Origin of the sequence: Nonomuraea roseola (genome assembly GCF_039535395.1) — a bacterium.
Lineage (GTDB): Bacteria > Actinomycetota > Actinomycetes > Streptosporangiales > Streptosporangiaceae > Nonomuraea > Nonomuraea roseola.
On sequence record NZ_BAAAXC010000006.1, the window covers coordinates 177,828 to 203,438 of the forward strand.

Annotated in this window: 21 protein-coding genes; 5 read left to right on the forward strand and 16 right to left on the reverse strand. The window is 72.1% G+C overall.

Annotated features, from left to right (window positions below):
* Window positions 1–110 precede the first annotated feature (110 nt).
* Complete coding sequence (locus ABFX55_RS06505; RefSeq protein WP_346118584.1) at window positions 111–1,556, forward strand: LCP family protein; 1,446 nt, start codon at window positions 111–113, stop codon at window positions 1,554–1,556.
* Here ABFX55_RS06505 and ABFX55_RS06510 read toward each other — a convergent pair.
* The 6 genes from ABFX55_RS06510 to ABFX55_RS06535 are packed head-to-tail and all read right to left on the reverse strand — an operon-like array spanning window position 1,531 to window position 7,911.
* On the reverse strand, window positions 1,531–2,496 hold the full coding sequence (locus tag ABFX55_RS06510) for a carbohydrate kinase family protein (RefSeq protein ID WP_346118586.1): 966 nt from the start codon (window positions 2,494–2,496) through the stop codon (window positions 1,531–1,533). The two genes, ABFX55_RS06505 and ABFX55_RS06510, sit on opposite strands and share 26 nt — an antisense overlap.
* Window positions 2,493–3,620: an ABC transporter ATP-binding protein gene (locus ABFX55_RS06515; protein WP_346118588.1), complete on the reverse strand. Its 1,128-nt coding sequence runs from the start codon at window positions 3,618–3,620 to the stop codon at window positions 2,493–2,495. Before ABFX55_RS06515 ends, ABFX55_RS06510 begins: the two co-directional genes overlap by 4 nt.
* An 11-nt stretch (window positions 3,621–3,631) precedes the next feature.
* Window positions 3,632–4,645, reverse strand: coding sequence for an NAD(P)-dependent alcohol dehydrogenase (locus ABFX55_RS06520; RefSeq protein ID WP_346118590.1), 1,014 nt, complete (start codon window positions 4,643–4,645; stop codon window positions 3,632–3,634).
* A 6-nt stretch (window positions 4,646–4,651) separates the two neighbouring features.
* Window positions 4,652–5,527, reverse strand: coding sequence for a carbohydrate ABC transporter permease (locus ABFX55_RS06525; protein WP_346118591.1), 876 nt, complete (start codon window positions 5,525–5,527; stop codon window positions 4,652–4,654).
* Entirely contained in the window at window positions 5,524–6,459 is a 936-nt protein-coding gene (locus tag ABFX55_RS06530; RefSeq protein WP_346118593.1) for a carbohydrate ABC transporter permease, read from the reverse strand. The genes ABFX55_RS06525 and ABFX55_RS06530 overlap by 4 nt, the downstream gene beginning before the upstream one ends.
* Window positions 6,460–7,911 (reverse strand): extracellular solute-binding protein, encoded by a 1,452-nt coding sequence (locus ABFX55_RS06535; protein WP_346118595.1) that lies wholly within the window; start codon window positions 7,909–7,911, stop codon window positions 6,460–6,462.
* 171 nt (window positions 7,912–8,082) lie between these two features.
* Between ABFX55_RS06535 and ABFX55_RS06540 the strand changes: the two genes are divergently transcribed.
* Window positions 8,083–9,516, forward strand: coding sequence for a xylulokinase (locus tag ABFX55_RS06540; RefSeq protein ID WP_346119214.1), 1,434 nt, complete (start codon window positions 8,083–8,085; stop codon window positions 9,514–9,516).
* Here the strand turns inward: ABFX55_RS06540 and ABFX55_RS06545 are convergent.
* Window positions 9,491–10,963 (reverse strand): mannitol dehydrogenase family protein, encoded by a 1,473-nt coding sequence (locus tag ABFX55_RS06545; protein WP_346118597.1) that lies wholly within the window; start codon window positions 10,961–10,963, stop codon window positions 9,491–9,493. The two genes, ABFX55_RS06540 and ABFX55_RS06545, sit on opposite strands and share 26 nt — an antisense overlap.
* Before the next feature lie 182 nt (window positions 10,964–11,145).
* On the opposite strand from ABFX55_RS06545, the gene ABFX55_RS06550 reads away from it, so the two are divergent.
* Window positions 11,146–12,174 (forward strand): endonuclease/exonuclease/phosphatase family protein, encoded by a 1,029-nt coding sequence (locus ABFX55_RS06550; RefSeq protein ID WP_346118599.1) that lies wholly within the window; start codon window positions 11,146–11,148, stop codon window positions 12,172–12,174.
* Window positions 12,175–12,251: 77 nt separating this feature from the next.
* On the opposite strand, the gene ABFX55_RS06555 is transcribed toward ABFX55_RS06550, so the two are convergent.
* Entirely contained in the window at window positions 12,252–12,659 is a 408-nt protein-coding gene (locus ABFX55_RS06555) for a MarR family winged helix-turn-helix transcriptional regulator (RefSeq protein WP_346118601.1), read from the reverse strand.
* 47 nt (window positions 12,660–12,706) lie between these two features.
* Here ABFX55_RS06555 and ABFX55_RS06560 point away from each other — a divergent pair, with 47 nt between their 5' ends.
* Window positions 12,707–13,702, forward strand: coding sequence for an NADP-dependent oxidoreductase (locus ABFX55_RS06560; protein WP_346118603.1), 996 nt, complete (start codon window positions 12,707–12,709; stop codon window positions 13,700–13,702).
* Between the two features lie 8 nt (window positions 13,703–13,710).
* On the opposite strand, the gene ABFX55_RS06565 is transcribed toward ABFX55_RS06560, so the two are convergent.
* From ABFX55_RS06565 to ABFX55_RS06575, 3 genes are read right to left on the reverse strand one after another with little or no spacing between them, the layout of a single operon-like run.
* Window positions 13,711–14,715 carry an enolase C-terminal domain-like protein gene (locus ABFX55_RS06565; RefSeq protein WP_346118605.1) on the reverse strand — a complete coding sequence of 335 codons (1,005 nt, stop codon included), beginning with the start codon at window positions 14,713–14,715 and terminating at the stop codon, window positions 13,711–13,713.
* An 8-nt stretch (window positions 14,716–14,723) separates the two neighbouring features.
* Entirely contained in the window at window positions 14,724–16,100 is a 1,377-nt protein-coding gene (locus ABFX55_RS06570) for an MFS transporter (protein ID WP_346118607.1), read from the reverse strand.
* 54 nt (window positions 16,101–16,154) lie between these two features.
* Window positions 16,155–16,877 carry a TetR/AcrR family transcriptional regulator C-terminal domain-containing protein gene (locus ABFX55_RS06575; protein WP_346118609.1) on the reverse strand — a complete coding sequence of 241 codons (723 nt, stop codon included), beginning with the start codon at window positions 16,875–16,877 and terminating at the stop codon, window positions 16,155–16,157.
* Window positions 16,878–16,977: 100 nt separating this feature from the next.
* On the opposite strand from ABFX55_RS06575, the gene ABFX55_RS06580 reads away from it, so the two are divergent.
* Complete coding sequence (locus ABFX55_RS06580; protein ID WP_346118611.1) at window positions 16,978–18,405, forward strand: MFS transporter; 1,428 nt, start codon at window positions 16,978–16,980, stop codon at window positions 18,403–18,405.
* Between the two features lie 54 nt (window positions 18,406–18,459).
* Here ABFX55_RS06580 and ABFX55_RS06585 read toward each other — a convergent pair whose 3' ends face one another.
* From ABFX55_RS06585 to ABFX55_RS06605, 5 genes are read right to left on the reverse strand one after another with little or no spacing between them, the layout of a single operon-like run.
* The gene (locus tag ABFX55_RS06585; protein WP_346119216.1) at window positions 18,460–19,566 is read right to left on the reverse strand and encodes a VWA domain-containing protein; all 1,107 of its coding nucleotides are present in this window, start codon (window positions 19,564–19,566) and stop codon (window positions 18,460–18,462) included.
* 19 nt (window positions 19,567–19,585) lie between these two features.
* Entirely contained in the window at window positions 19,586–22,009 is a 2,424-nt protein-coding gene (locus ABFX55_RS06590) for a DUF5682 family protein (protein WP_346118613.1), read from the reverse strand.
* Window positions 22,010–22,037: 28 nt separating this feature from the next.
* Window positions 22,038–23,105, reverse strand: coding sequence for an ATP-binding protein (locus tag ABFX55_RS06595; protein ID WP_346118615.1), 1,068 nt, complete (start codon window positions 23,103–23,105; stop codon window positions 22,038–22,040).
* On the reverse strand, window positions 23,102–24,424 hold the full coding sequence (locus ABFX55_RS06600) for a DUF5691 domain-containing protein (RefSeq protein ID WP_346118617.1): 1,323 nt from the start codon (window positions 24,422–24,424) through the stop codon (window positions 23,102–23,104). Before ABFX55_RS06600 ends, ABFX55_RS06595 begins: the two co-directional genes overlap by 4 nt.
* Window positions 24,421–25,485 carry an SWIM zinc finger family protein gene (locus ABFX55_RS06605; protein WP_346118619.1) on the reverse strand — a complete coding sequence of 355 codons (1,065 nt, stop codon included), beginning with the start codon at window positions 25,483–25,485 and terminating at the stop codon, window positions 24,421–24,423. Before ABFX55_RS06605 ends, ABFX55_RS06600 begins: the two co-directional genes overlap by 4 nt.
* Window positions 25,486–25,611: the final 126 nt, after the last annotated feature.

The window sequence follows — 25,611 nt, forward strand, 5'->3', positions numbered from 1 at the left end:
TCGGTCGGCAGGATTTGCTGGATGTTCATCCGGCTATAGGCGGATATTTCGTGATGGGTCCGTAAGCTCCCGTCGGCCTAGGACGGACCGGATGGGGAAGCAGGTTACGCGTGACGGACAGGACGAGACCCGCCGGATCGGGCGCGGTGCTGGGCTGGACGCTGCTGTCCGCCGTGGCTCCCGGCGCGGCGCATCTGCGCGCGGGATGGCGCAGGACGGGTCTCGCGCTGCTGGGCGGCTACGCCCTCCTCCTGCTGGGCGTGTTGTGGCTGGTGCTGGCGGCCGACGGGGACCTGGCAGGCTGGCTGATCCACTCCAGCGCCTGGCTGAGCGCGGTCATGGTCGCCGCCGCGGTGCTCGGCCTCGGATGGTTCGCCCTGGTCGTCCACTCCTTCCTGGTGCTCCTGCCAGGCCGGCTGCCCCAGCGGGGACAGCTCCTCACCGGAGTCGCCGCCGGACTCCTGTCGGTCGCCGTCGTCGTGCCGTTCGCCGCGACCGCGCAGCTCCTGTGGGTCTCGGACAGGACCATCGACAGCGTCTTCAACCAGCCCACCGAGCCGCAGGCCGGCGAGCGCGAGCGGGCCGACCCGTGGGCCACGCGCACGAGGGTGAACCTCCTGCTGCTCGGCGGCGACGCCGACGACAACAGGAGCGGCGTGCGGACCGACAGCATGAACGTCGCGAGCATCGATGTGAAGACCGGCAACACCGTGCTCTTCAGCCTGCCGCGCAACCTCGAGAACGTGCGCTTCCCTCCTGGCAGCCCGATGGCCAAGCGCTTCCCCGACGGCTTCAGGCTCCCCACCGACGCCGCAGGCGGCCGCAGTGACCTGCTCAACAGCGTGTGGGAGTACGCCGACGCCCACCCCGAGATCTTCGGCGGCAGGAAGGGACAGGGCCCGCAGGCGCTGATGGACGCCATCGGTTACACGCTCGGTCTCGAGATCGACTGGTACGCGCTGGTCAACATGTGGGGCTTCGCCAGGCTCATCGACGCGATCGGGGGCGTCACGATCCACGTCGAGCAGGACGTCGTGTTCGGCAAGTACAACGAGGGCCTGGTCAAGGCGGGCACGCGCAAGCTGAAGGGGGCCGACGCGATGTGGTACGCCCGCTCGCGCACCTTCAGCGACGACTTCACCCGCATGCGCAGGCAGCGCTGCGTCATGGGCGCGCTGCTCAGGGAGGCCGACCCCACCACGGTGCTGACCAGGTTCAACGGGATCGCGCTGGCCACCAAGGAGCTGGTGCGGACCGACATCCCCCGCCCGATGCTGGAGCACCTGGTTCCGCTGGCGCTGAAGGTGAAGAACGCGAAGGTCACCAGCGTGCAGTTCGTGCCCCCGCTGATCAACACCGGCTACCCGGACTGGGCGAAGATCCGCACCGTCACCGCCAAGGCGCTCAAGGACTCGGTCACGCCGAAGCCCAGCGTCGCCTCCGCCGCGCCCTCACCGTCGGCCTCCCCGTCGGCCTCCGCCAAGGCGACGCCCAAGCCGAAGCCCAGCGACGTGGCGGCTCCGAAGGGCCTCACCGACGGCTGTGGCACGTTGTAGCGCTCGGCTCGGTGATCAGCGGGTCCAGCTCCGACCGCCAGGGTGGGTCGGCTCCCACGCGGGTGCAGGTGATGGCCGCGACGCGCTGGGCGTAGGTGAGCGCGACGGTCAGCGTGTCGGCGGAGATCGTGGCCAGTCGCTGCCTGGACAGGCTCTCTGTCGTGTCGAGGGCGGCCAGCAGGCCTGACATGAAGGCGTCCCCCGCGCCGACCGTGTCGGTGACCCGCACCCGTTCGGCGGGCAGGTCGACGGTTCCGGCCGGTCCTGCCGCGTGGACGCCGTCCGCCCCGCGCGTCACCACGACGATGCTCGGCCCGCGGCTCCTCCAGCGGGCCGCGACGGCCTCGACAGGCTCGTCGGGAGCGAGCCATGCGACGTCGTCGGAGCTGACCTTGATCAGGTCCGCCAGGGCGATCCAGCGCTCCAGCCTCTCGCGCAGGCGCGCGGGGTCGCGGGCCAGCCGTGGTCTCAGATTCGGGTCGAAGGTGACGGGGCGCACGGGCCGCTCCCGCTGGAGCAGCAGCTCCAGCGTGTCGCCCATGCCGGGTACGGCGAGCGCGAACGACCCGCTGACGTGCAGGCAGCGGGCGCGTTCGGGCAGCGCGGGCGGCAGCCGGTCGGGGCGCCAGGCGCCGTCTGCGCTGCCTTCGACGTAGAAGGCGTACTCGGCCCCGCCCCTGGCGTCGAGGGTGACGACGGCCAGCGTGGTGGGCTCCTCAGCGGGTACGGCGAGGCCGAGGTCGACGTGCGACCGGGTCAGGTGCGCGCGCAGCAGGCCGCCGAACCCGTCGTCGGCCAGCCGGGCCAGCAGGGCCGCCTCGGCGCCGAGGCGGCCGAGACCGACGGCGACGTTGGCCGGGCTGCCTCCTGGGCGGGGCAGGTAGGCGCCGTCCTGCCTGGGCACCAGGTCGATCAGTGCCTCGCCGCAGGACACGATCATCCGCTGGACTCCGCGGCGGGCAGCCGCAGGCCGGTGACCGCGGAGAAGAGCCGTTCCTTGCCCGGCAGGATCCGCAGCCGCACCGTGGCGCCCTTGGGGGGCGGCGCGTTGGGGTCGACCCGCGCGATGACGGTCTGGTCGACGAGCGCGGGGTCCTTCGTGTCGGCGTGCTGGCCGTACAGGAAGGCGTCCGAGCCGAGCTCCTCGACGACGGTCACGGTGACGGGGAAGGCGGGCTGGTCGTCGTCGTCGCCGACCACGCCGACGGCCTCGGGCCTGAAGCCCAGGACGACGCGGTCGCCGCCCTCGTCCTCGATCGCCTTGAGCGTCTCGCGGCTCAGCCGTACCCGCATCTGGCCGAGGACGGCCTCCTCGCCCTCGACCCGGTACTCGGCGAGGTTCATCGCGGGCGAGCCGATGAAGCCGGCCACGAAGACGTTGGCGGGATGCTGGTAGAGCCGCAGCGGCGTGTCGACCTGCTGGAGCACCCCGTCCTTCAGCACGGCCACCCTGTCGCCCATCGTCATGGCCTCGACCTGGTCGTGGGTCACGTAGACCGTCGTCACCCCGAGCCTGCGCTGCAGCGCGGCGACCTGGGTGCGGGTCTGCACGCGCAGCTTGGCGTCCAGGTTCGACAGCGGCTCGTCCATGAGGAACACCTTCGGCTCGCGCACGATCGCCCTGCCCATGGCCACGCGCTGCCGCTGCCCGCCGGACAGCTCCTTGGGCTTGCGGTCGAGGTACTCCTCAAGGTCCAGCAGGCGGGCGGCCTCGCGAACCCTGCGGTCGCGCTCCTCCTTGGGCGCCTTCATCACCCGTAGCGCGAAGCCCATGTTGTCGGCCACCGACATGTGCGGGTACAGCGCGTAGTTCTGGAACACCATCGCGATGTCCCTGTCGCGCGGCGCCAGGTGGGTGACGTCGCGGTCGCCGATGCTGATACGGCCGCCGTCGACCCGTTCGAGCCCGGCCAGCATGCGAAGGGAGGTGGACTTCCCGCAGCCCGACGGCCCCACGAGGACCAGGAATTCGCCGTCCTTGATGTCGAGGTCGAGCGCGTCCACCGCGGGCCTGTCGGATCCGGGATAGACGCGGGTCGCCTCGTCGTAAATGACTGTAGCCATCGATCTCTCCATCACTCCTGTGGCCGGACAACCGCCTTGACCACCTCGGGATCGCGGCCGCCTGCCTTGAGCGCCTGCTCCACCTCGGCCAGGCCGTAGTGGCCGGTGACCAGCGCGTCCAGCTGGACGCGTCCCGAGGCGGCGAGCGCTATGGCGCGCGGCCAGGTGTTGGCGTAGCGGAAGGTGCCCGTCACCTCGAGCTCGCGGGTCTGCACGTGGGCCAGCGGCAGCGGGATCTCGTCGCCGCCCATGCCGACGAGGACCACGCGCCCCGCCCTGGCGACCGCCCTGACGGCCTCCCCGATGGCGGCCGGATGACCCGAGCATTCCAGCAGCACGTCGGGGTCGAACCCGGCCTCGGACAGGCGGCCGCCCCGCACGTCGAGGGTCGCGCTCGCCCCCAGCTCGCGGGCCAGCCGAAGCCGGGCGGGGTTGACGTCGGTGATCATCACCTCGACGGCGCCGAAGGCGAGCGCGGCCTGCATGCACAGCAGCCCGACCGGGCCCGCGCCGGTGACGAGCACGCGGGTGCCCGGCCCGACCCGCGCCTTCGCGCAGGCCCACACGCCCACGGACAGCGGCTCGATCAGGGCGGCCGCGTCGTCCGACAGATCGTCGGGAACGGCGTAGGCGAATTCCTCCCTGACGACGACGTACTCGCTGAAGGCGCCGTCGATCGGAGGGGTGCCGAAGAAGCGCATCCGCGGGCAGAGGTTGTAGCGGCCCGCCAGGCACTGCGGGCAGGTGAAGTCGGGCACGCCCGGTTCCAGCGAGACCCTCTGCCCCTGGCGGTGACGGGTGGCCCCGGCTCCGGTGGCGACCACCGTCCCCGACGGCTCGTGGCCGAGCACGAGCGGGGCCTCCACCACGAAGTCACCGATCCTGCCGTGCTCGTAGTAGTGCACGTCCGAGCCGCACGTGCCGACAGAGTCGACCCGTACGAGCACCTCGCGGTGGCCTGGCTCGGGTCGCGGCCGCTCCTCCAGCTGGATCTCGCCGACGCCATGAAGTACGGCTGCGCGCATGGCTTCCTACTCTCCGGTGACAGCGCCGAGGGTGAGCCCGGTGACCAGCCACCGGCGTACGGCCAGGCCGGCGAGCATCATCGGCACGACCACGATCGTGCCGATGGCCGTGAGCTGGCCCCAGTCCACGCCCGTCTGGGTCACCAGCTGGGAGGCGGCGATCGGCAGCGTCTGGGAGTTGGGCCCGGAGAAGACCACGGCGAACGCGTAGTCGTTCCAGGCGAAGACGAGGCACAGGATGAAGGTGGTGACCAGCCCCGACTTGGTCAGAGGCAGGACGACCGTCCAGAAGGCCTGCCAGCGGGTGCAGCCGGCGACCAGCGCCGACTCCTCCAGCGAGGCCGGCACCTCGGCGAAGAACGCGCTCATCAGCCAGATGGCGAACGGCAGGTTGAAGGTGAGGTAGGCGAGTACCAGCCCTGGAATGGAGTCGATCAGGCCGAGCCCGCGGAAGATGAGGAACAGCGGGACGACGACCGCCGCGATCGGCGCCATGCGGGTCGAGATGATCCAGAAGGCCAGGTGCCGCTTGCCTCGCATCTGGGTCCGCGCCAGGCCGTAGCCTGCCAGCGCGCCCAGGCAGACCGCGAGCAGTGCGGAGATCCCGGCGGCGAGCACGCTGTGCCAGATGTAGGGGCCGAGGTTGTTCGGTCCCGAGAACAGGTTGCGGTAGTTGTCCAGGGTCGGCGCGAACAGGATCTGGGGCGTGGCGGCGGTCACGTCCGTGCGGTTCTTGAACGACGACAGCAGCATCCAGAGCAGCGGGACCAGCGTCCAGAGCATCGCCAGGGCGAGCAGGAGCACCACCAGCCAGCGCGAGCGGCGGCTGGTGGCCTCGAGCGGGGACTGTGGCGCCTTCCGCGCGGCGGTGACGGTGCTCATCGGGTCAGCCCCCTCACGTCCAGCAGCCGGACGAAGGTGCGGGCGATGATGATCGAGAAGGCCAGCATCGCCAGGCCGATCGCCGCGGCGTAGCCGAGGTCGAAGAAGCGGAACGCCGTCTCGTACAGCCGGACAGGGACGATCTTGGTCGCGTCGGCGGGCCCGCCGCCGGTGGTGACCCAGATGATGTCGAAGTAGCGGATGGCGTCCATCGACCGGATGAGCAGCGCGACGAGCAGCACGTTCGAGATCGCGGGGAAGATGATGTAGCGCAGCGCCATCCACCCGCCGGCCCCGTCGACGGCGGCCGCCTCCCGCACCGACTGCGGCACGCTCGACAGGCCCGCGAGCGTGATCAGCGCGATCAGCGGCGTCCACTCCCACACGTCCATCAGCACGACCGCCGCGAAGGCGCTGGCCGGGCTGCCGAGGATGTCGCCGCCGTAGCCGAGCGAGCGCAGCACCCAGGCGTACAGGCCGAAGGTCGAGTCGGTGAGGTAGCGGCCCAGCAGACCCACGATCGAGGGTGCGGCGAACATCGGCAGCAACAGCAGGCCGAGCAGGATGTTGCGGCCGCGCAGCACCCGGTACAGGCACAGCGCGATCCCGATGCCCAGGACCATCTCGAGCCCCACGGTGAGCACGAAGTAGACGATCGTGCGAAGCCACGACATCCACATGTCGGCGTCGGTGAAGAAGCGCACCCAGTTGGTGAGGCCCACCACGTCGAGCGCCACACCGCCCAGCAGCCTGACGCGGGAGAAGCTCATCGCGATCAGCGCGAGGAAGGGCACGATGGACAGCGCGGCCAGCAGGATCAGGCCAGGCGTCATCATCCTGCCCTCGAAGCCGATCCGCGGCTGCCTGGGGGCGCGCGTCGCGGGCCTGGCGGCCTGGCCGAGCACCGGTGAGGAGGCCGCTCGGTGCGCCATCTAGGCCACCCACCCTCGCGCCACGATCTGGTCCACCCGCGACTTGATCGACCGCATCGCCTCCTCCGGCGACGCACCGCCGGTGAGCATGCGGGACAGCTGGGTGAAGATGGCGGTGTTGCACTCGTTCCACATCGGGATCTTGGGTCGCAGGCCGATGCGGTCGGCCTGCCAGGCCTGCCGTACGGCTGCGGCCGTGAGCATGTTGGGCATCTGCGAGGGCCGCTGCTCGGCCGCGCGCACCTCGGGCAGTTCGTAGACGGAGGTGCGCGTCGGGGTGCCCCCGCCGGCCTTGCTCTTGAGATTGGCGAGCTGGGTCTGCGGCGAGGTGGCCCACGCCAGGAACAGCCAGGCCGCGCCGCGTTCGTTGGGCAGCGTGTTCGCGCTGATCGCCACGCCCGTGCCGCCGTACATGTTCGCCGTGCCCGCGGGGCCCTTCGGCAGCGCCGCGTAGCCGACCTTTCCCGGCAGCACCTGCTCGTTGCTGGCCGCGAACTCGTGCCAGTTGGGGCACATCGCGAGCCGTCCCGCGCGGAAGGCGGCGCCGACGCCGTCCCAGTCCCACGTCTTCGAGGCGGGGTCGGCGATGCCGAGCAGACGTTGGTAGAACGCCGCGCCCGCGATCGCGGCGTCGGCGTCGAGGCGGCACGGGCCGGGGTCGCGCGCCCCCAGCCGCCCGACCTCCTTGCCGTTGTCGAAGTAGGTCCCGCCGTAGGACCACAGCACGTTGCTGAAGTCGTTCATCAGGGAGTCGTGCTGACGGGCCTGGTGGCCGGTGCCGTACCTGACGTCCGAGGTGGCGTTCTTGTTGAACCACTCGGCCATGCGGAAGTACTCCTCCCAGGTCCTGTCACCGCCGGGGGTCGGTTCGAAGCCGAGGTCTGCGGCCATGCGGCCGCGGTACTTGTCGAACAGGTCGCGCCGGTACTGCCAGATCATCGTCGGCGCGTCGTATGGCAGGGCGTAGACCGGTCCCGCGTCGACGAACCGGCCCGCGGCGTCCAGCTGGGCGGGGATGAAGTCCTCGACGCCGCCCGGCAGGTCGGGCAGGTTCGGGTCGGCCTGCAGCGTCCGCAGGTCCACCAGCCCGCGCTGGTACGGCGCGAGCACCTGGTAGGGGTCGGCGTAGATCACCTGGTACTGGGCCCGGCCCGAGGCCAGATCGAGTGCGACCCGCTGGACCAGCGCGGTCAGCTCGAGCGTCACGATCCTGACGTCGATCCCGGTCAGATCGGTGAACGGGCGGATGTCGGCGGCGATGGCCGCGGTGGGCGCGGTGTTCTCCGAGATGAAGTTCAAGGTGGTGCCCTGGTACTGGCGCCACTGGTCGCCGCCGGCGGTTCGCGGCGCGTCGCCGCGGGCCCCGCAGGCGGTCACGCCGCCGCCCAGCGTCAGCGCGGCCCCCGTGGCCAGGGCGCCTCTGAGGACGTCGCGTCTACTGGGCTGGTCCACTGTCCACTGCACCCCCCGGCTACTGCAGCGGGTAATAGCAATGAAAACAGGCTTTCTCTTTTAAATATCAATGTAAACGCATATGTGATATTTTCTCGAATTCAATATGATAATTTTGTCCTTGCTGGTCAGCGGCGCTCTCATGACCGCCGCCGTACACTCGAGCGCGTGATGACACTGGTCGCCGGCGTCGATTCATCGACCCAGAACTGCAAGGTCGTGATTCGGGAAGTCGCCACCGGCAAACTCGTCCGATCGGGCAGGGCGGGCCATCCTCAGGGCACCGAGGTGGACCCCGCGCTCTGGTGGGAAGCCATGCGGGCGGCGATCGCCGACGCGGGAGGCATCGGCGACGTCGCGGCGCTCGCGGTCGCGGGGCAGCAGCACGGCCTCATCGCCCTCGACCGCGACGGCCACGTCATCAGGCCCGCCCTGCTCTGGAACGACACGCGGTCGGCCGCCGCCGCCCGCGACCTGGCCGCCGAAGTGGGCGCCGGCGCCTACGCCCGGAGGACCGGCACCGTTCCCGTGGCCTCCTTCACCGCCGGCAAGCTGCGCTGGCTGCGCGATCACGAGCCGGGCAACGCCGCGAGGGTCGCCGCCGTCGCGCTGCCGCACGACTGGCTGACCTGGCGGCTGCGCGGGTACGGCCCTGCCGGCTCGGCCCCGCTCGGGCCCGATCTCGACGCGCTCGTGACCGACAGGTCCGAGGCGAGCGGCACGGCCTACTGGAACCCGTTCACCGGCGACTACGATCTCGAGCTGCTCGAGCTGGCCCTGGGACACCTGGCGATCGTGCCCAGGGTGCTCGGGCCCGCCGAGCGCGCGGGCGCCGTCGCCGGCGCCTCGACCGTCCTCGGCCCCGGGGCGGGCGACAACGCGGCGGGAGCGCTCGGCCTCGGCGCCTCCGGCGGCGACGTCGTCGTCTCCATCGGCACCAGCGGCACCGTCTTCGCCGTGGCCGACCGTCCGACGTGCGACGAGAGCGGCACCGTCGCCGGATTCGCCGACGCGAGCGGATCGTTCCTGCCGCTCATCGCGACCTTGAACGCGGCCCGCGTGCTCGACGCGGTGGCGGGCCTGCTCGACGTCGATCACGACGGGCTCGGCGGGCTCGCGCTCGAAGCCCCTCCAGGCGCGCACGGCCTGGTGCTGCAGCCGTACTTCGAAGGGGAGCGCACGCCCAACCTGCCCGACGCCACGGCCACGCTCTTCGGGATGACGCTCGCCGCCACCACCCGGCCGGCGCTGGCGCGCGCCGCGATCGAGGGAATGCTGTGCGGCCTGGCCGACGGCCTCGAAGCCGTCCGCGGCCAGGGGGTCGCGAGCGAGCGCGTGCTGCTGATCGGCGGGGCCGCCCAGAACACCGCCGTGCAGCGGATCGCGGCGCAGACGTTCGAGCCGCCCGTCGTCGTTCCCGAACCCGGCGAGTACGTCGCCGACGGGGCCGCGGTCCAGGCGGCATGGGCGCTCACCGGCGATCGGCCGCTCTGGCCGGTGTCCATCGCCGCCGAACCCGCGCCCGACCACCAGCCGGTCATCAGGCGGCAGTACGCCCGCTACGCGACCGCCGACCGGCTCAGCCCGCCAGCCACCGCACCGTAGCGCGGGCGCCCTCGGCGTGCAGCGATTCGAGCGCGCGCAGGTACGGCGCGACGAACCGCTCGTCGTCGGCGAGGTCGCCGAACAGCTCCCTGTCCTCGATGAAGGCCGTGGGCCGTTGGCGCTGCGCCTTCGCCGCCGCCATGAGCCGGTCCCCCAGCCTGTCGACGACCACGATCGGCTCGCCCGACTCGTCGGCCCCTTCGGCGTACCTGGCCCAGCTGGCCACCACGGCGGCCGCGCGGGTCACCGGGCCGCCGAGCGCCAGTTGCTCGCGCACCACGGGAAGCAGCCACTTCGGGATCCGGTCCGACGACTCGGCGCACAGCCGCGCCAGCGTGTCGCGCACCTCCGCGTTCGAGAACCTCTCGACGAGGGTCCGCTTGTAGCCGTCCAGGTCCACCCCCGGCACAGGGCGGAGCGTCGGGGTGGCCTCGAGGTCCATGTAGTCGAGCAGGAACTTCGCGATCGCGGGGTCGGTGGCCGCCTCATGGACGTACCGGTGGCCGCCGAGGTACCCGAAGTAGCACAGCGCCTGGTGTCCGGCGTTGAGCAGGCGCAGCTTCATCAGCTCGTACGGCTCCACGTCCCCGACGACCTGGACCCCGGCCTCCTCGAACGGGGGGCGCCCGCGGGAGAAGTCGTTTTCCAGCACCCACTGGGTGAAGGGCTCACAGGTGACGGGCCACGCGTCCAGGACGCCGAACAGCTCGGCCACCGCTTCGCGGTCCTCGTCGGTGGTGACGGGGGTGATGCGGTCGACCATGCAGTTGGGGAAGGCGACGGCGGCCTCGATCCAGTCGGCGAGCCCGGCGTCTGCCAGCCGGGCGAACGCCGTGAAGGAGTGGCGCGCGACCTCCCCGTTCCCCTGGATGTTGTCGCAGGACATCACGGTGAACGGGACGAGTCCGCGGGCTCTGCGGCGCCGCAGGGCCTCGGTCACCAGCCCGAACACCGTGGCAGGGATCGCGTCGGGCTCCAGGTCGGCGCGGATCGCCGGGGACCCTGCGTCGAAGGCCCCCGTGACCGGGTGGATGTTGTAGCCGCCCTCGGTGACGGTCAGAGAGACGATGCGCACCGAGGGATCGGCCATCTTCTCGATGACCGCTTCGGGGTCGTCGGGGGCGAAGAGGTAGTCGATGATCGACCCGATGACGCGGGCCTCACGGGTTCCGTCGGGGTGCTTCAGCACGAGGGTGTAGAGGCCGTCCTGAGCGATCAGCGCGTCTCGCATCCGCGCGTCTCCGGGCAGGAGGCCGACACCGCAGACCGCCCAGTCGTGCGCCTTGCCCTCGTTCATCAGCCGGTCGAGGTACATCGCCTGGTGGGCGCGGTGGAACCCGCCCACGCCGATGTGCACGATGCCGGCCGTGAGCCGGGAGCGGTCATAGGACGGCACCGCCACGGTCTCGGACAGCGCGGCGACCGTCTCCTGCGTCAGTGCTGTCACCCCTGGACATCTCCCCCATGGTCAGCATCGCCCACCCCGGAGGATTCAAACGCGCGCCCGGCGACAGGCCCGACAAGTGAGCACAGATGTTCATATGTCCGATTGACTGAGCAGAAATGAGCACTATATGGTCGCGGCGGCCCTCACTGGCGAGGCCGCACCACCCCCTGAAGGAGAAAGCCATGTCCCCCTTCTCACGTCGCGACCTGTTCCGCACCAGTGCGGCCGCCGCCACGGTGGCCGCCGGCGCCGGCCTGCTGCCCGCCACCTCCGCCGCCGCCGCGGCCGCCCGCCCGGCCGCATCGGTGCGGGTGGTGACGTGGAACATCTACAAGGGCGGCCACGGCATCGGCGCGGGCAACCTGCCGCACGTGCTCGACCAGCTCGTGGAGCTGCGGCCGGACATCTACCTCGCGGTCGAGACCTACGGCTCGGGCGAGGCGATCCGCGAGGCGCTGTCGCGCGGCGCCGGCCACGGCAGGTACACCGGCGTGCAGATCACCGACAGGCCCGCGGGCAAGGACAACCTGTGGGTCTTCACCCATCTGCCCATCGCCCACGTCTATCCCAAGCCCGCGGGTGGCACGCACATCACCGACTTCAACCTCGGCGGCATCCGCGTACGGCTGGCCGACGGGCAGCAGCTGAACGCCTTCGTCACCTGGATCAACTACACCGACCCGTGGGTCGGCTACCTCATCGACGAGAACGCCGCGGGCGTCAGGGCGGGGCTCACCCCCCGGCACACCGCCGAGCAGGTCGTGGCCGCCGACCAGCGCCAGACCGCTCAGCTCAGGGAGGTCGTCGACCGGCACCTGCCCGCCATGCTCGCGGGCAACACCGACCCCCTCGTGATCGGCGGCGACCTCAACACCGTGCCCGCCGAGGACTGGAGCGCCACCTGGGCCGCGGCCCCCAACCATCTCGGCATGAGCTACCCGCTCACCGCGACGAAGGTCGTCACCGACGCCGGATTCGTCGACACCTTCCGCGCGGCGCACCCCGACGCGGGCGCGGTGGAGGGCAGGACCTGGTCGCCGCTGCCGACCGAGCGACTCATCACCCCGCAGCGCATCGACATGATCTTCGCCAGGGGCCCGGTCACCGTCGAGGGCGCCCAGGTCGTCGACCAGCGGATGCGCCGCCATGGCCCCGGCACGTTCTACTCCGACCACGCCGCCGTGGTCGCCGACCTTCGCCTCTCCCGCTAGCCCCTCCTATCGGTCCGGGACCTCACCCGGCACCCGGCCGGGTGACGTCCCGGCCCGCGAACCCGCGCGGGCCGGCGCTAGCGGCCGAGCATCCGCAGCAGCAGGTCCCTGAGCTGCTCCCGCTCGGCCTCGCTCAGCGCGGCCAGCGGCTCGCCCGCGAACCCGAGCACGCCCCTCAGCTCCTCCGCCACGCCCCGACCCGCCGGGGTCAGCGTGACGTTCTTCACCCGCCGGTCGGCCGCGCCGGGTTCGCGACTGACCAGGCCGCGCCGCTCCAGCCTGTCGACGATGCCGGTGACGTTGGAGGGATCGCAGCAGAACACCTCGGCCATGCGCCGCATCGGCAGCGGCTCGCGCGCCAGGAGCACGAGAGCCTTGGCCTGCAGGGCGGTCAGCCGCCTGGCGGCCGCCGCCGCCTCGTAGCCCTCGTTGTACCTGGCCGCCACCTCGGCGAACAGGGCCACGACCTCCCGTGTCTCGCTCATGCCTTCGAGTATAGTTGATGTGCATCAACCTTTTAGGGGAGTCAACTATGCCGCGTCAGATCAACCTCGCCTCCAGGCCCTCGGGGTGGCCGACCGCCGACAACTTCGACCTGGTCGAGGTCGGCTCGCAGCCGCTGGAGGAGGGCCAGGTCAGGGTCCGCAACCAGTTCATGTCCGTCGACCCCTACATGCGGGGGCGGATGAACGACGTGCCGTCCTACATCCCGCCCTTCCAGCTGGGCCGCCCCCTCGACGGCGGCGCGGTCGGCGTGGTCGTGGAGTCGCGCTCAGGAGACCTGGCCGAGGGAGACCTGGTCCTGCACGGCCTCGGCTGGCGTGACGAGGCCGTGCTCGACGCCGCGCGGACGCGCAGGCTCACCCCCGTCGAGGGCCTGTCCAACTCGGCCTTCCTGGCCGTGCTCGGCATGACCTCGCTCACCGCGTACGCGGGCCTGCTGGACGTGGCCTCCTTCAAGGAGGGCGACGCCGTCTTCGTCTCCGGAGCCGCGGGGGCGGTCGGGAGCATCGCGGGCCAGATCGCCAAGCTGAAGGGCGCCTCGCTGGTCGTCGGCAGCGCGGGCTCGGCGGAGAAGGTGGAGTACCTGCGCGGGATCGGCTACGACGCGGCGTTCAACTACAAGGACGCGCCCGTGGCCGAGCAGCTGAAGAAGGCCGCTCCCGACGGGATCGACGTGTACTTCGACAACGTCGGCGCCGACCACCTCGAGGCGGCCATCGGATCGCTGCGCAATTTCGGCAGGGTGGCGATGTGCGGGGCGATCGCCGTCTACAACAGCACCGAGCCGACGCCCGCGCCGCGCAACCTCGCGCTCGCGATCGGCAAGCGGCTGACGATGCGCGGGTTCATCGCCAGCGACCACGCCGACCGGATGCCCGCCATGGTGGACGAGGTCGGCGGATGGCTGCGTGAGGGCAGGCTGTCGTACGAGGAGACGATCGTGGACGGCCTGGAGAACGCGCCCGAGGCCTTCCTCGGACTGCTGCGCGGCGAGAACACGGGGAAGATGATCGTCCGGCTGTAGCCGGCGGGTCAGGCGCGGAAGGTGTCCTTCGCCATCCTGCGCACGCGCTCCTCGTCGATCGTGTGACCGAGGCCTGGCTGGGTGAGCGGAACGGCCACCACCCCGCCCGAGGCGCCCACGGCTGGGGTCACGATCTGCGCGTTGCGGGGCGGCTGCGTCACGTCGCACGGCAGCGTGCAGCCCGGCAGGCTGGCCACCGCGACCGCCGCCGCCCTGGACAGCCCCGCGCCCTGCCCGCCCGCGCACTGGATGTCCCAGCCTGCTGCCACCGCTCTGTCGTGCGCGCGCCTGGCGTCGCTCAGGGACGGCAGCGCGGCGGGCCGCAGGAGCAGCACCTTCGCCGCGCGCAGGGTGAGGTAGTCGTCGAGCTCGGCGGTCGAGCGGGGCTCCACGGCGATCGAGGCGCGCACCCTGTCCTGGAGGTCGGCGTGGGCGTAGGCGTCGTCGATGCCGAACGGGCGCTCGATCACCTCGAGGCCGTACTCGTCGAGCGCCACCAGCTGCTCGGGCGAGGTGTAGGCGCCGCCGCAGTCGACCGCGAGGCTCAGCGCCGGGTAGGCCTGCCGTACGGCGCGCACGGGCTCGACGTCCCAGCCGGGCCGCACGTCCAGCGTGACGTGCGCGTAGCCCCCGCAGACCTGCTGGTTGACCCTGGCGACCATGCTCTCGGTCGAGGGGTCGAGCCCCAGCCTGACGGTGGCCATCAGCGAGGTGCCTGCGCCGCCCAGCGCGTGGGCGAGGGGGACGCCGCGCATCCTGGTCCACAGGTCCCAGAGGGCCATGTCGACCGCGCTGCCCCCACCAGGCACCTGGTCGGGGTGCTCCCAGTCGACGCCGATCAGCTGGGCAGCCAGCCCTTCCTCCAGCGCGCTCCACAGCTTCGGTTCGGGCGAGACGAGCTCGCCCCATCCGCTCATTCCGCCGTGGTCGGTGAGCCGGACGAGCAGGGTCTCCGGCCGCCTGCCGTACGGCAGGACCAGCCGGAAGACCTCGAGCTCCCGCACTCGCGGCATGTTCCCCCCTAAGAACGGACTCCCTCCATGGTGCCCGTAGGAGCGGAGTGCGCAAAACGGGGCGCGATCAGCGCGGCCAGGACGGCCAGGACAAAAGTGAATCCGAACCCAACGAGATACATTTCGCCCGAGGCGGTGAAAAGCGCTCCGGTGCCGGCGACGGCGCCGACGGTGAAGACGGACTCGCCCACGCCGACGGCGGCGCTGTTCTGCCCCTCCTCGCCCTGCTTGGACATCTCCAGCACCAGCACGGAGACCGTGGGGTGCAGGGCGCCGATGCCGAAGCCGGAGATCGCCATGGCGATGTAGGCCAGAGCGATGGGAACCGCGTCGATCAGCACGAGCGCGATGAGCGCGGTACCCAGGGCGATGAGGAAGGCGCCGCCGCGCATGGCGGTCAGGTTGCCGATCGTGCCCCTGCCCTTGAACCACGAGCCTGTGGACCAGCCGAGCGCTCCGACGGTCAGCACGATGCCCGCCCCTGTCGGCGACAGGCCGCGCTCGCTGATCAGCATGAGCGGGATCAGCACCTGGGAGGCGGTCAGCGAGCCGAAGGCCAGGCCACGCAGCACAGGAGCGGACGGCAGGCCGCGGGCGGCCCTCAAGGAGCCTGGCATCAGCAGCTTGGGCAGCGCCACGGCCAGCAGCACGAGGCCGGCGACCAGCAGCGGGATCCCGGCCAGGGCCAGCGCGCTGCCGTACTGGATCAGGGCGGCGGCCACGGCGGTGAGGGTGGCCCACACCAGCTTGCCGCCCAGGCCGGGAGCGGGCTGGGCGCTGCCGGTGTCGAGCCGCTGGCCGGCCGTACCGCGCCAGAGCAGCAGGGCGGAGGGGACGACGATCAGGGCCACGCCGAGGAAGACCCAGCGCCAGTCGATGTTCTCCACGACCAGGCCGGCGATCGCGGGGCCCACCATGGAAGGGACCACCCAGGCCGCCGAGAACAGCGCGAAGACCTTCGGGTGCATCGCCTGCGGGTAGGCCCTGGCGACCAGGACGTACAGGGAGACCTGGATCAGGCCCGCGCCGAGCCCCTGGACGAAGCGGCCGCCGACGAAGACCTCCATCGTGGGGGCGAAGCCGGCGAGCAGCAGTCCCGCGACGAAGGTGACCACTCCGACGGCGATGGGCGGCAGGGGCCCCTTGACGTCGCTCCACCTGCCACCGAGCACGGTGGCGATCACGCTGGCGGCCAGGGTGGCGCTGAAGGCCAGGTTGTACAGGTGCATGCCGTCGAGCTCTCTGGCGACGACCGGCATGGCCGTGGCCACCGCCATCGCCTCGAAAGCCACCAGCATGACGAGGGCGACCAGGCCCGAGCTGAGCGAGCGGTACTTGGCGGATATCACACTGACAGGGGGTGCGGTCTCAACAGTCGCGGTCATGCAGGGAAACGTACGGCCGAACCCCAGGTCAGCACATCGGGCGACGGTCCTAGGTCATTCGGCGGACGGCACCTGCGCCGCCAGCCCCGCGATCATCAGGTCGAGACCGAACGCGAACCTCTCATCCCCGCTCGGCTTCACCATCTCGTCGGCGTAGCGCGCCAGGTAGGGAAAGCGGTCGGCGGGCAGGCTGCGCATGTACTCCTCGATCTGCCTGAAGTGCTCGGCGACGAACTCCTCTGACTCCATGCCGCTGGCGCGCTGCATGCCGCGGTAGAGCGATCCCTCGTGCGCGTCGGCCGCGACCAGCTGGCCGATGCGGTCGATGGCGATGGCGGCGGCCCTCGGCGGCACCCCTCCCTCGACCATGATGGCCATCATCCCTTCGGCCAGGCGCAGGGCGTTCGGGCCCGTCGGGATGTTGGCCAGCGCGACCCTGGCGACGTCGGCGTGGCGGCTGAACACCGCGTGCTGCGCGAACACCGCCTCGCGCAGCTGCTCGGCCCAGCGTTCCGGCTCAGGCGCGGGCAGCTCGATCTCCTCGAGAACCCGCTCGTAGATCAGCTCCAGCAGCTCGTCCTTGTTGGCGACGTGCGCGTAGAGGGAGGCGGGGCCCGTGTCGAGCTCCTGGGCGACCCTGCGCATGCTCAGCGCGTCGAGGCCCTCCTGATCCACGATCCGCAGACCGGTCTCCACGATGAGCTCCTGGGTGAGCTGCGGCTTCACCGGCCTGGCACGACGGGTCTTTCGCCACGGAGGCGCGGGCACTGGATCCATACGAACAATGTACTTGACACGAACGCTGTTCGTGCATAGAACAGTGTCTGCTGACGAACAGCGTTCGTCGCAAGAACAACGTTCCCCCGAGGAGTTCCCCATGACCACCACGCTGGAGCGTCCCACCGCCTACCGGTGGCGCTGGCCCGCCCTCTTCGTCATCCTCGCGGCCGAGGTGATGGACCTGATCGACGCGATGATCACCCAGATCGCCGCACCCACCATCCAGAGGGAGATCGGAGGCTCGGCCGGCCTGATCCAGTGGCTCGTCTCCGGCTACACGCTCGCGATGGCGGTCGGCCTGATCACCGGAGGCCGCCTCGGCGACCTCTACGGCCGCAAGCGCATGTTCGTGATCGGCGCGCTCGGCTTCACCGTCGCCTCGCTGCTGTGCGGCCTGTCCGTGAGCCCCGAGATGCTGATCGGCTCACGGGTGCTTCAGGGCCTGTTCGGCGCCGTCATGATCCCCCAGGGCCTCGGCCTGATCAAGGAGATGTTCCCTCCTGAGGAGATCGGCAAGGCGTTCGGCCTGTTCGGGCCTGTCATGACCATCTCCTCCGTCGGCGGCCCCGTGCTGGCGGGCTGGCTGGTCGACGCCGACCTGTTCGGCACCGGCTGGCGCATGATCTTCCTGATCAATTTGCCGATCGGCGTCGCCGCCGTGCTCGCCGCGCTGAGGTTCCTGCCGGAGTTCCGCCTCTCGAACGCCACCAGGCTCGACCTCGGCGGCATGTTCCTGGTCTCCGCCGCCGCGTTCCTGCTGATCTTCCCGCTCATCCAGGGCCAGGAGGCAGGCTGGCCGGCCTGGACCTTCGCCTGCATGGCGGGCTCTGTCGTGATGTTCGCGCTGTTCGGCGCCTACGAGGCGCACCGCCAGCGTTCCGGCAAGGACCCGCTCGTCACTCCCGGCCTGTTCCGCAAGCGGGCCTTCACCGGCGGTCTCGTCGCGGGGCTGTCCTTCTTCACCGGCATGATCGGGCTGTCGCTGGTCTTCACGCTCTACGTCCAGGAGGGCCTGCACTTCAGCCCTCTCAAGGCAGGACTGGCCAGCCTCCCCCAGGCGGTCGGCGGCGTGGTCGGGTTCGGCATCGCCATGGCGCTGGTCGCCAAGCTCGGCCGTACCCTTCTGCAGCTCGGCACCGTCGTCATGGCGGCGGGCGCGGGCGTGCTCGGCCTGACCATCCACCTGGCCGGGCTCGACGTCGACGCCTGGCAGCTGGCTCCGGGGCTCGCCCTGGTCGGCATCGGGATGGGCCTGACCATGGCGCCGTTCTTCGACATCGTCCTGGCGGGCGTCGAGCCGCACGAGTCGGGCTCGGCCTCCGGCACGCTCACCGCCATCCAGCAGCTGGGCGGCGCGCTCGGCGCGGCCCTGCTCGGCACCCTCTTCTTCCACCTGCTCACCAGCCGGTGGAGCTTCGGCGAGGCCATGCAGGCGATGGTGGCGGTGGAGATCGGGCTGCTGCTCGTCACCTGCGCCCTGTCCTTCCTCCTGCCCCGCCACGCGAGGGAGGAGCCCTCCCACTGACCCCCGTACGGCAGGCGCCCCCGGCCCGCGGGCCGGGGTCTCGGCCATCGGCGGTCAGGACGGGGCGCGCTCCGCCCACCCCGCCAGGTCGCGCCTTTCGATGGCGGCGGCCATCAGGGCGGGGAAGGCGTCGGGCGTGCACGCGAACGCCGGCACCCCCATGGCCGCCAGCGCGGCCGCGTTGTCGTGGTCGTAGAAGGGCGCGCCGTCGTCGGAGAGCGCGAGCAGCACGATCACCTGCACGCCGGCCCTGGTCATCGCCGCGATCCTGCGCAACATCTCCTGCCGCACACCACCCTCGAACAGATCGCTGACCAGCACGAAGATCGAATCGGCCGGTCGGGAGATCAGCCCCTCGGCGTAGGCGACCGCCCTGTTGATGTCGGTGCCGCCGCCGAGCTGGGTGCCGAACAGCACCTCCACCGGATCGTGCAGATACTCGGTGAGGTCGGCCACGGCGGTGTCGAACACCACCAGCGACGTCTTCAACGACCCCATCGAGGCCAGCACCGCCCCGAACACCCCGGCATGGACGACCGAGGAGGCCATCGAGCCGCTCTGGTCGACGCACAGCACGACCTCGCGCTGCACGCCGCGCCGCCTGCGCGCGTAACCGACCAGCCTCGACGGCACGACCGTGCGCCTGTCGGGCAGGTAGTGCCTGAGGTTGACCCTGATCGTGCGGTCCCAGTCGATGTCGGCCGCGCGCCTCGGCCTGTTGGTCCTGGCCGCCCTGTTCAGCGCGCCGTCGACGGCCGACCTGACCCGCTGCGCCATCTCGCGTTCGAGCTCGGAGACGACCTTGCGCACCACCGCCCTCGCCGACTCGCGCGCCCTGTCAGGCATGACGTTGTTGAGCGCGAGCAGCGTGCCGACCAGGTGCACGTCCGGCTCGACCGCCTCCAGCATCTCCGGTTCGAGCAGCAGGCTCGTGAGGTCGAGCCGCTCGATCGCGTCCTGCTGCATGACCTGGACCACCGTCGAGGGGAAGTACGACCTGATGTCGCCGAGCCAGCGCGCCACCCTCGGCGCCGACGCCCCGAGCCCGCCCGCCCTCTCGGGCCGCAGGTCGTAGACGGCGTCGAGCACCTCGTCCATGCGCACGTCGCTCCCCTGCGGGACGTACCCGGTGCCGTCGGCCTCGCCGCCGCCCAGCACCATCCGCCACCTGCGCAGCCGTTCATCCACGAGCGACCCCCAGTATCATCTCGACCGTTCGGACGGCGGGCGCGGCCCTGCCCTCGTCCACCTGCCGCCGCCTGCCCTCCTCCTCGCCGCCGGAGGCCCGCACCCGCTGGCCGATCGCGCGCCTCTCCGGGGCCTCGAACCTGCTGAAGGTACGGCGCAGCAGCGGGAGCACGCCGGTGAACTCCTCGGACGTCAGGCCGGTCAGCCAGTCGTCGACCAGGGTGAGCAGGCGGGAGTCGTGCACGAGCAGCAGGCCCTTGCCCGCCATGAACCCCTCCACCCATGCGGCGGCCCTGGCGGGGGGACTGCCCCTGGACATCGACCTCGCCATGCGCTCGCCCGCGCCCGAGGGGGTGAGCTCGCCGGCGTCGAGCAGGAGGCGGACCAGGCGGCCTTCGATGAGGGCGTGCAGGCGTGGGCGGTCGCACACGGTCCGCAGCGTGGCGAGCCACCGCTCGCGCGCCGCCACCCGCCCGCGCCCCGCGGGGGCCTCCGCGCCCGGCGCGTCCTGGCGAGGGGGCGATCCCTGCGGCCTGTCCCCGCCATCAGCCGGCGACTCCCCCGCAGGGTCTGAGGACGCCGGGTTCTCGGGGGGTGGGGTCAGGAGGGCGACGGCCGCGTGGACGGCCTCGAGCTGTTCGACCAGGCCCGCCGCGGCCTCGTCGGAGATCCCCGTGACCGCCGCCGGCAGCCCGGCGCGGATGCGGTCGAGCATCGACTCCGCGATCGCCTCGAGCCCGTCCGCCGGGGTTCCTCGCACGTCCCCGTAGCGCTGGGCGCGCACCATCGAGGGAAGGGCCGCCATGAGGTGGGTGACGTCGGTGTCGAGGGCGGCTCTGTCCGACAGCGCCGCCAGCACCTGCGGCAGCGCCCCGCCCAGATCGGCCAGCAGGCACCGCTCCACCAGCCCGGCCAGCTCCGCCAGCGACACCGCCGGCTCCGGCGCCGTACCACCGGGGGTTGCACCGGGAACCCCGTGCGCACTCGGGCGAGCCGCACGCCCCGGCCGGGGAAACCCTCGGGCGGCCGATCCTGGAGACCCGTGGGCAGCCGCGCTGCCGGGGCCGGAAGGGGTGGAGGTGCCGCAGGCCAGGGCGCGGGCGCGCTGGGTGGCGGCGGACTCCACGGTGGTGCCGAGGGCGGCCGACTCGATCAGCACGAGGTCGTACTCGGGACGCCACGCCAGATGCCACACCTCCCTGAACGTCCCCCTCCCCCGCGCCTCGCCCGGCCTGCCCCACTCGACCCCGAGCAGCCGCAGCCGGTGCAGCAGCCGGCTGCGCGCCAGGTCGAGCGGCTTGCGCAGGTCGAGGTCGAGCTCCCGCTCCAGCGCCTCCACCCCGAGCTTCGCCCTCCGCTGCTGCTCGCGCAGGTCGCGTTGCAGCGGCACCATCGGGGTGCGCGCGCTGACCGAGCCGAGCCTGTCGCCCACCACCAGCCGCCGCTGGACCAGCCGCACGAGGAGCTCGTCGCCGTCGCACAGCACGGCGCGCACCGCCTCGGTGACCTCGCCCAGCCCCGCGAGGGGCCGCCCGCGCAGCGCCGCGAGGGTCTCGGCCAGCCGTACGGCCTCGATGACGTGGGCGGGAGAGACGGCCGTGCCCTCCTCCCTGAGGGCCGCAGCCGCGGAGGTGAGCCAGCGTTCGACGGGCCGGTCGGGCGCGGTGAACAGGTGGTGGTACCAGCCGGGCGAGGTGACGCCCGCGCCGTAGCCGCTGTGGGAGGCGAGCCTGCCGTACGTCCACGGCACCCAGGTCAGCTCGGCCTTGACCTTGGGCAGCCCCCGCAGCAGCGCGTTGTCGGCGGTCGCGGACGGCAGCGCCCCGGTGAGCGCGGGGACGTGCCAGGCCCCGCACACCACCGCGACGCGCTCGAAGCCCTCCTTCACCGCCGCCCGCAGACAGCGGCGCATGTGGGCCTCGCGGCGCGCCTCGTGCGGGCCAGGCTCGTGGCCCTCCCGCACGGCCGCCATGGCCTCGGCGATCGTCTGGAAGGGGGTGTCGCCCCTGTGCTCGACGACGTCCTCCCACCAGCGCTCTGGGTCGTCGTATCCGGCGGCGGCCGCCAGCTCCCCGAGGGGGTCGGCGTGCGCGGTGCCGCCGCCGTCCGTGGCCAGTGTGTGCACGGCGGGCAGGTCGACGAAGCGCACGGGGACGCCTTCGGCCGTGCCGTACAGGATGGCCTGCCATTCGGGCGAGAAGAGCGCGAACGGCCAGAACGCCGAGCGCGTCGAGCCCGGCACGTGGGCGAGCAGCGCGACCGGCGGCTCCATCTCGGGCGCGAGCGCGATCAGCGCGTCGGCCTCAGGCGGGCCCTCGATGAGGATCGCGTCGGGGCGCAGGCGCGCGAGCTCGGCACGGACGGCCCGCGCCGAGCCCGGCCCGTGGTGCCTGACCCCGAGGACAGTGACGCTCACGACACCTCCGAGGAGCCGCCTCGCGGCATCAGGAGACCTCCCTGCAGGCGCGGTAGAAGTCGCGCCAGTCTTCGCGCTCGCGCACGACGGTCTCGAGGTACTCGCGCCACACCACCTGGTCGGAGACCGGCTCCTGCACGACCGCGCCGACGATGCCCGCCGCCACGTCGGCCGCCCTGAGCACCCCGTCGCCGAAGTGGGCGGCCAGGGCCAGGCCGTTGGTCAGCACGGAGATGGCCTCGGCGGTGGACAGGGGGCCGCTCGGCGACTTGACCTTGGTGCGCCCGTCCTCGGTGACGCCGCCGCGCAGCTCGCGGAAGACGGTGACGACCCTGCGGATCTCGGCCATCCCTGTCGTCGTCTCCGGCAGCTCGAGCGACCTGCCGAGCTGGGCGACGCGCCGCGTGACGATGTCGACCTCCTCCTCTGCGGTGGCCGGCACGGGGAGCACGACGGTGTTGAAGCGCCGCCGCAGCGCGCTGGACAGCTCGTTGACGCCCCTGTCGCGGTCGTTGGCGGTGGCGATGATGTTGAAACCGCGCCGCGCCTGCACCTCCTCGTTGAGCTCGGGGATCGGCAGCGTCTTCTCCGACAGCGCGGTGATCAGCGCGTCCTGCACGTCGGACGGCATACGGGTCAGCTCCTCCACCCGCGCGATCCGGCCCTCGGCCATGGCCCTCATGACGGGCGAGGGCGTCAGCGCCGCCCGCGAGGGCCCTTCGGCCAGGAGCCTGGCGTAGTTCCAGCCGTAGCGGATCGCCTCCTCTGCGGTGCCCGCCGTGCCCTGCACCAGGAGGGTGGAGTCGCCGCTGATGGCGGCGGCAAGGTGCTCCGACAGCCAGGTCTTGGCGGTGCCAGGCACGCCGAGCAGCAGCAGCGCGCGGTCGGTGGCCAGAGTGGCGACGGCGACCTCGACGATGCGCCTGGCGCCGACGTACTTCGGGCTGATCCGGTCGCCGTCGCCCAGCAGGTAGGTCGTGACCGCCCACGGCGACAGCTTCCAGCCCGGTGGCCTGACCCTGTCGTCCTCCTTGGCGAGCAGGGCCAGCTCCTCGGCGTGGTCGTCTTCGGCGTGCGGCCGCAGCACGGTGGTCAACGCAGCTCCTTCATCATGTCGGCGCGAAAGCGCAGCAGGCCGGGGACCGCCCCGACGCCCTCGGCGAGGAAGTGCAGGGCGGGGTCGATCCGCTCGCCCGCCATCGCCGACAGCTCACTCAGGTTCCACGGCTGGGTCACCGCCACCTGCCTGATCTTGCTCAGCACGGCCTGGGCGAGTCCCTGCCGCCACGGGGTCGCCGCCCCGCCCAAAACCATGATCATCTGACCGTCGACGCCGTGCCTGCGCACGAAGTCGGCGGCCACCTCGTCCTGGTCGACCAGCGGGAGGACGGCCAGCAGGTCGGCCAGCGGGTCCCAGGCGAACAGCGCCCTGGCCCACTCGGGATCGCGCTGCAGCACCGCGGCCCGCACCCACCCCGAACGCACCTCACGAGCCCACTCGGGGATCTTCGAGCTGAGCAGCGCGGTGCTCCACCCACGTAGCGGCGCCCGCGAGACCACCTGCTGCAGCCACCAGGCGCGCTCCCCAGTGCCCCTCGGCGGCCTGGCCCTGATGCCGTCGCGCTCCATGGCCCTGTCGCAGGCGGCGGGCGGCTCGACCACGAGCGTCGCGCCCTCGACCCTGAGGCAGCGCGCGGCCCTGTCCGCCATCCTGGCGGCCAGGCGGGAGTCGGGCAGCCTGGTCAGCAGGTCGGCCGCCACCTGGCGCACCTCCCTGCGGCGGTCGTCGAGCGCGCTCTCGAGGAACGGCTCGTCGGCCATCGACAGCCCTTCATCCAGCAGCGGGAGGAAGCGCGCCCTGTCGTCGGGCGTCTCCTTCTCCCACGCCTCCTCCAGCAGCACCCTGGCCGCCTCGGGATCCTTGCTTCTCAGCTCGCCGAGGTAGGCCCTGCGATCTCCCTGGCTGCCCAGCTCCCAGATCTCGCCGGTCGGCTCCTCCAGCAGGTAGGCCCACGAGGGGTTGAGCCCGGCCAGCCACCTGCCCCGCCGCCCCGCCAGCACGCCGAGGTGCGCCCTGATCGAACGGTCTCTCGCCCCCTTGTCGAGCAGCTCGGGCAGCGCCTGCGGCGGCACCCTCCGCCCGGCCGCGGCCGCCGCGGCCAGCCATTCGGGCAGCACGCGAGGGTGCTCGCCGCCGAGGATGCGCGCCAGCCTCGCGGCCGCCGCGGCCCCGACCACCTCGCGCTCCTCCTCGGGGGCGGGCGCGAGGGCCCGCCGCTCCTGCTCGGGCGCGCTCTGCCCCGCCCGCAGGCGCACCACCTCGACCGCCGCGTCACCCAGCAGGTCTCCGCCGTACGGCCTGCGGTCCGTGCCGACCAGCGCCGCCGACACCAGCTCCTCCCACCTGCCGCTCACAGGATCACCGCCAGGCCGTGCTCGTCCCACGCGGTGAGCGGCACCAGGCCGCGCGGTGTCCATTCGGCCGCCACCGTCAGCGGACGCCCTCCGGACAGCGCGATCAGCCGCCAGGGGGTGGCGACCCCGGGGTGGAGAGGGAGGCCCGCGAGCGAGCCCGCGGTGGGGAGCGCCCCCGCCAGGACCAGGGGCCACGAGTCGGTCCACGGGTCTCCCGCGAGGGCCTTCGCCACCGTGTCGAGGGCCACGCTCGCCGACCCGCCTGGCGGCACCGGCGCGTCGGCGCGCCGGCCTTGCTCGGGCCCCTGGAGCTGTTCGATCCCCGTCACGGCGGAGGGCTCGTCGTGGCGGGCGGCGACGAGGGCTCGCAGGGGAGAGGCTCCTGGGTAGAAGGCGAGCGAGGCGTCGAGGAGCTCCCCCGTGACCAGCGAGTCGTCGAGCGGCTGGCCGACTGGCGCGAAGGACAGCACGAGGGCGGCCCGCCCCGTGCGTCGCCCCAGCAGCCACACCCTGCGCGCGACCAGCCGGTCGTGGGTCTCTTCCCGCCGCCCCAGGACGTGCCAGAGATCGCGGACCGCGGGCCCTGCCAGCACCTTCTCTCGCGTGATGAGGTAACCCACCCTGGTGCGCACCGTCTGGGCGAGTTCGTCGGGCAGCTCGTCGAGCCCGCGGTGGCCCGCCGCAAGCAGGTGGAGCATCGCGATCTGGGCGAGCAGGCGCTCGGGCCAGTCGGCGGCCGAGCGCGCCTCGGCCAGCCCGCCCACCATGGCCGCCACGCCGGGCGCCTGGGCGTCGACGAGCCGCCTGGCCAGGTGCTGCCACTCGCTCTCGCTCGCCGCGGCGAGACCCTTTCGCACCTGGTCGGCCAGCCACCTCTCCAGCTCTGCCAGCCCCGCCTCCACCCGCGCCCGCCTGCCCGCACCGCCCCGCGCGCCACCGCGGACGTCCTTCGAGCCGGTCACCCCCAAGGCCGCGACCCCGGCGGAGGAGACGGTCGCGCCAGAAGGACCGGCCGCACGGGAGACGGCGTCCGGCGCCGAGGCAGACCACCGTTCGATCACTCGCGGCACACTAACGGCCCGCACCGACAATTCAAGGCCAGGCGACAAATCCCCAGGAAAGCCTGAGCGCGCCCGCGACACCGCGCACATGCGCCATGAACCGCTGGAATGCCGCCAGGCGAGAAC

What these genes read in the sequence shown, in the direction of transcription:
- ABFX55_RS06510 (WP_346118586.1), bottom strand. Translation starts at nt 2,496, where the DNA reads ATGATCGTGTCCTGCGGCGAGGCACTGATCGACCTGGTGCCCAGGCAG.
- ABFX55_RS06515 (WP_346118588.1), bottom strand. Translation starts at nt 3,620, where the DNA reads ATGGCTACAGTCATTTACGACGAGGCGACCCGCGTCTATCCCGGATCC.
- ABFX55_RS06520 (WP_346118590.1), bottom strand. Translation starts at nt 4,645, where the DNA reads ATGCGCGCAGCCGTACTTCATGGCGTCGGCGAGATCCAGCTGGAGGAG.
- ABFX55_RS06525 (WP_346118591.1), bottom strand. Translation starts at nt 5,527, where the DNA reads ATGAGCACCGTCACCGCCGCGCGGAAGGCGCCACAGTCCCCGCTCGAG.
- ABFX55_RS06530 (WP_346118593.1), bottom strand. Translation starts at nt 6,459, where the DNA reads ATGGCGCACCGAGCGGCCTCCTCACCGGTGCTCGGCCAGGCCGCCAGG.
- ABFX55_RS06540 (WP_346119214.1), top strand. Translation starts at nt 8,083, where the DNA reads ATGACACTGGTCGCCGGCGTCGATTCATCGACCCAGAACTGCAAGGTC.
- ABFX55_RS06550 (WP_346118599.1), top strand. Translation starts at nt 11,146, where the DNA reads ATGTCCCCCTTCTCACGTCGCGACCTGTTCCGCACCAGTGCGGCCGCC.
- ABFX55_RS06555 (WP_346118601.1), bottom strand. Translation starts at nt 12,659, where the DNA reads ATGAGCGAGACACGGGAGGTCGTGGCCCTGTTCGCCGAGGTGGCGGCC.
- ABFX55_RS06560 (WP_346118603.1), top strand. Translation starts at nt 12,707, where the DNA reads ATGCCGCGTCAGATCAACCTCGCCTCCAGGCCCTCGGGGTGGCCGACC.
- ABFX55_RS06565 (WP_346118605.1), bottom strand. Translation starts at nt 14,715, where the DNA reads ATGCCGCGAGTGCGGGAGCTCGAGGTCTTCCGGCTGGTCCTGCCGTAC.
- ABFX55_RS06570 (WP_346118607.1), bottom strand. Translation starts at nt 16,100, where the DNA reads ATGACCGCGACTGTTGAGACCGCACCCCCTGTCAGTGTGATATCCGCC.
- ABFX55_RS06575 (WP_346118609.1), bottom strand. Translation starts at nt 16,877, where the DNA reads ATGGATCCAGTGCCCGCGCCTCCGTGGCGAAAGACCCGTCGTGCCAGG.
- ABFX55_RS06580 (WP_346118611.1), top strand. Translation starts at nt 16,978, where the DNA reads ATGACCACCACGCTGGAGCGTCCCACCGCCTACCGGTGGCGCTGGCCC.
- ABFX55_RS06585 (WP_346119216.1), bottom strand. Translation starts at nt 19,566, where the DNA reads ATGGTGCTGGGCGGCGGCGAGGCCGACGGCACCGGGTACGTCCCGCAG.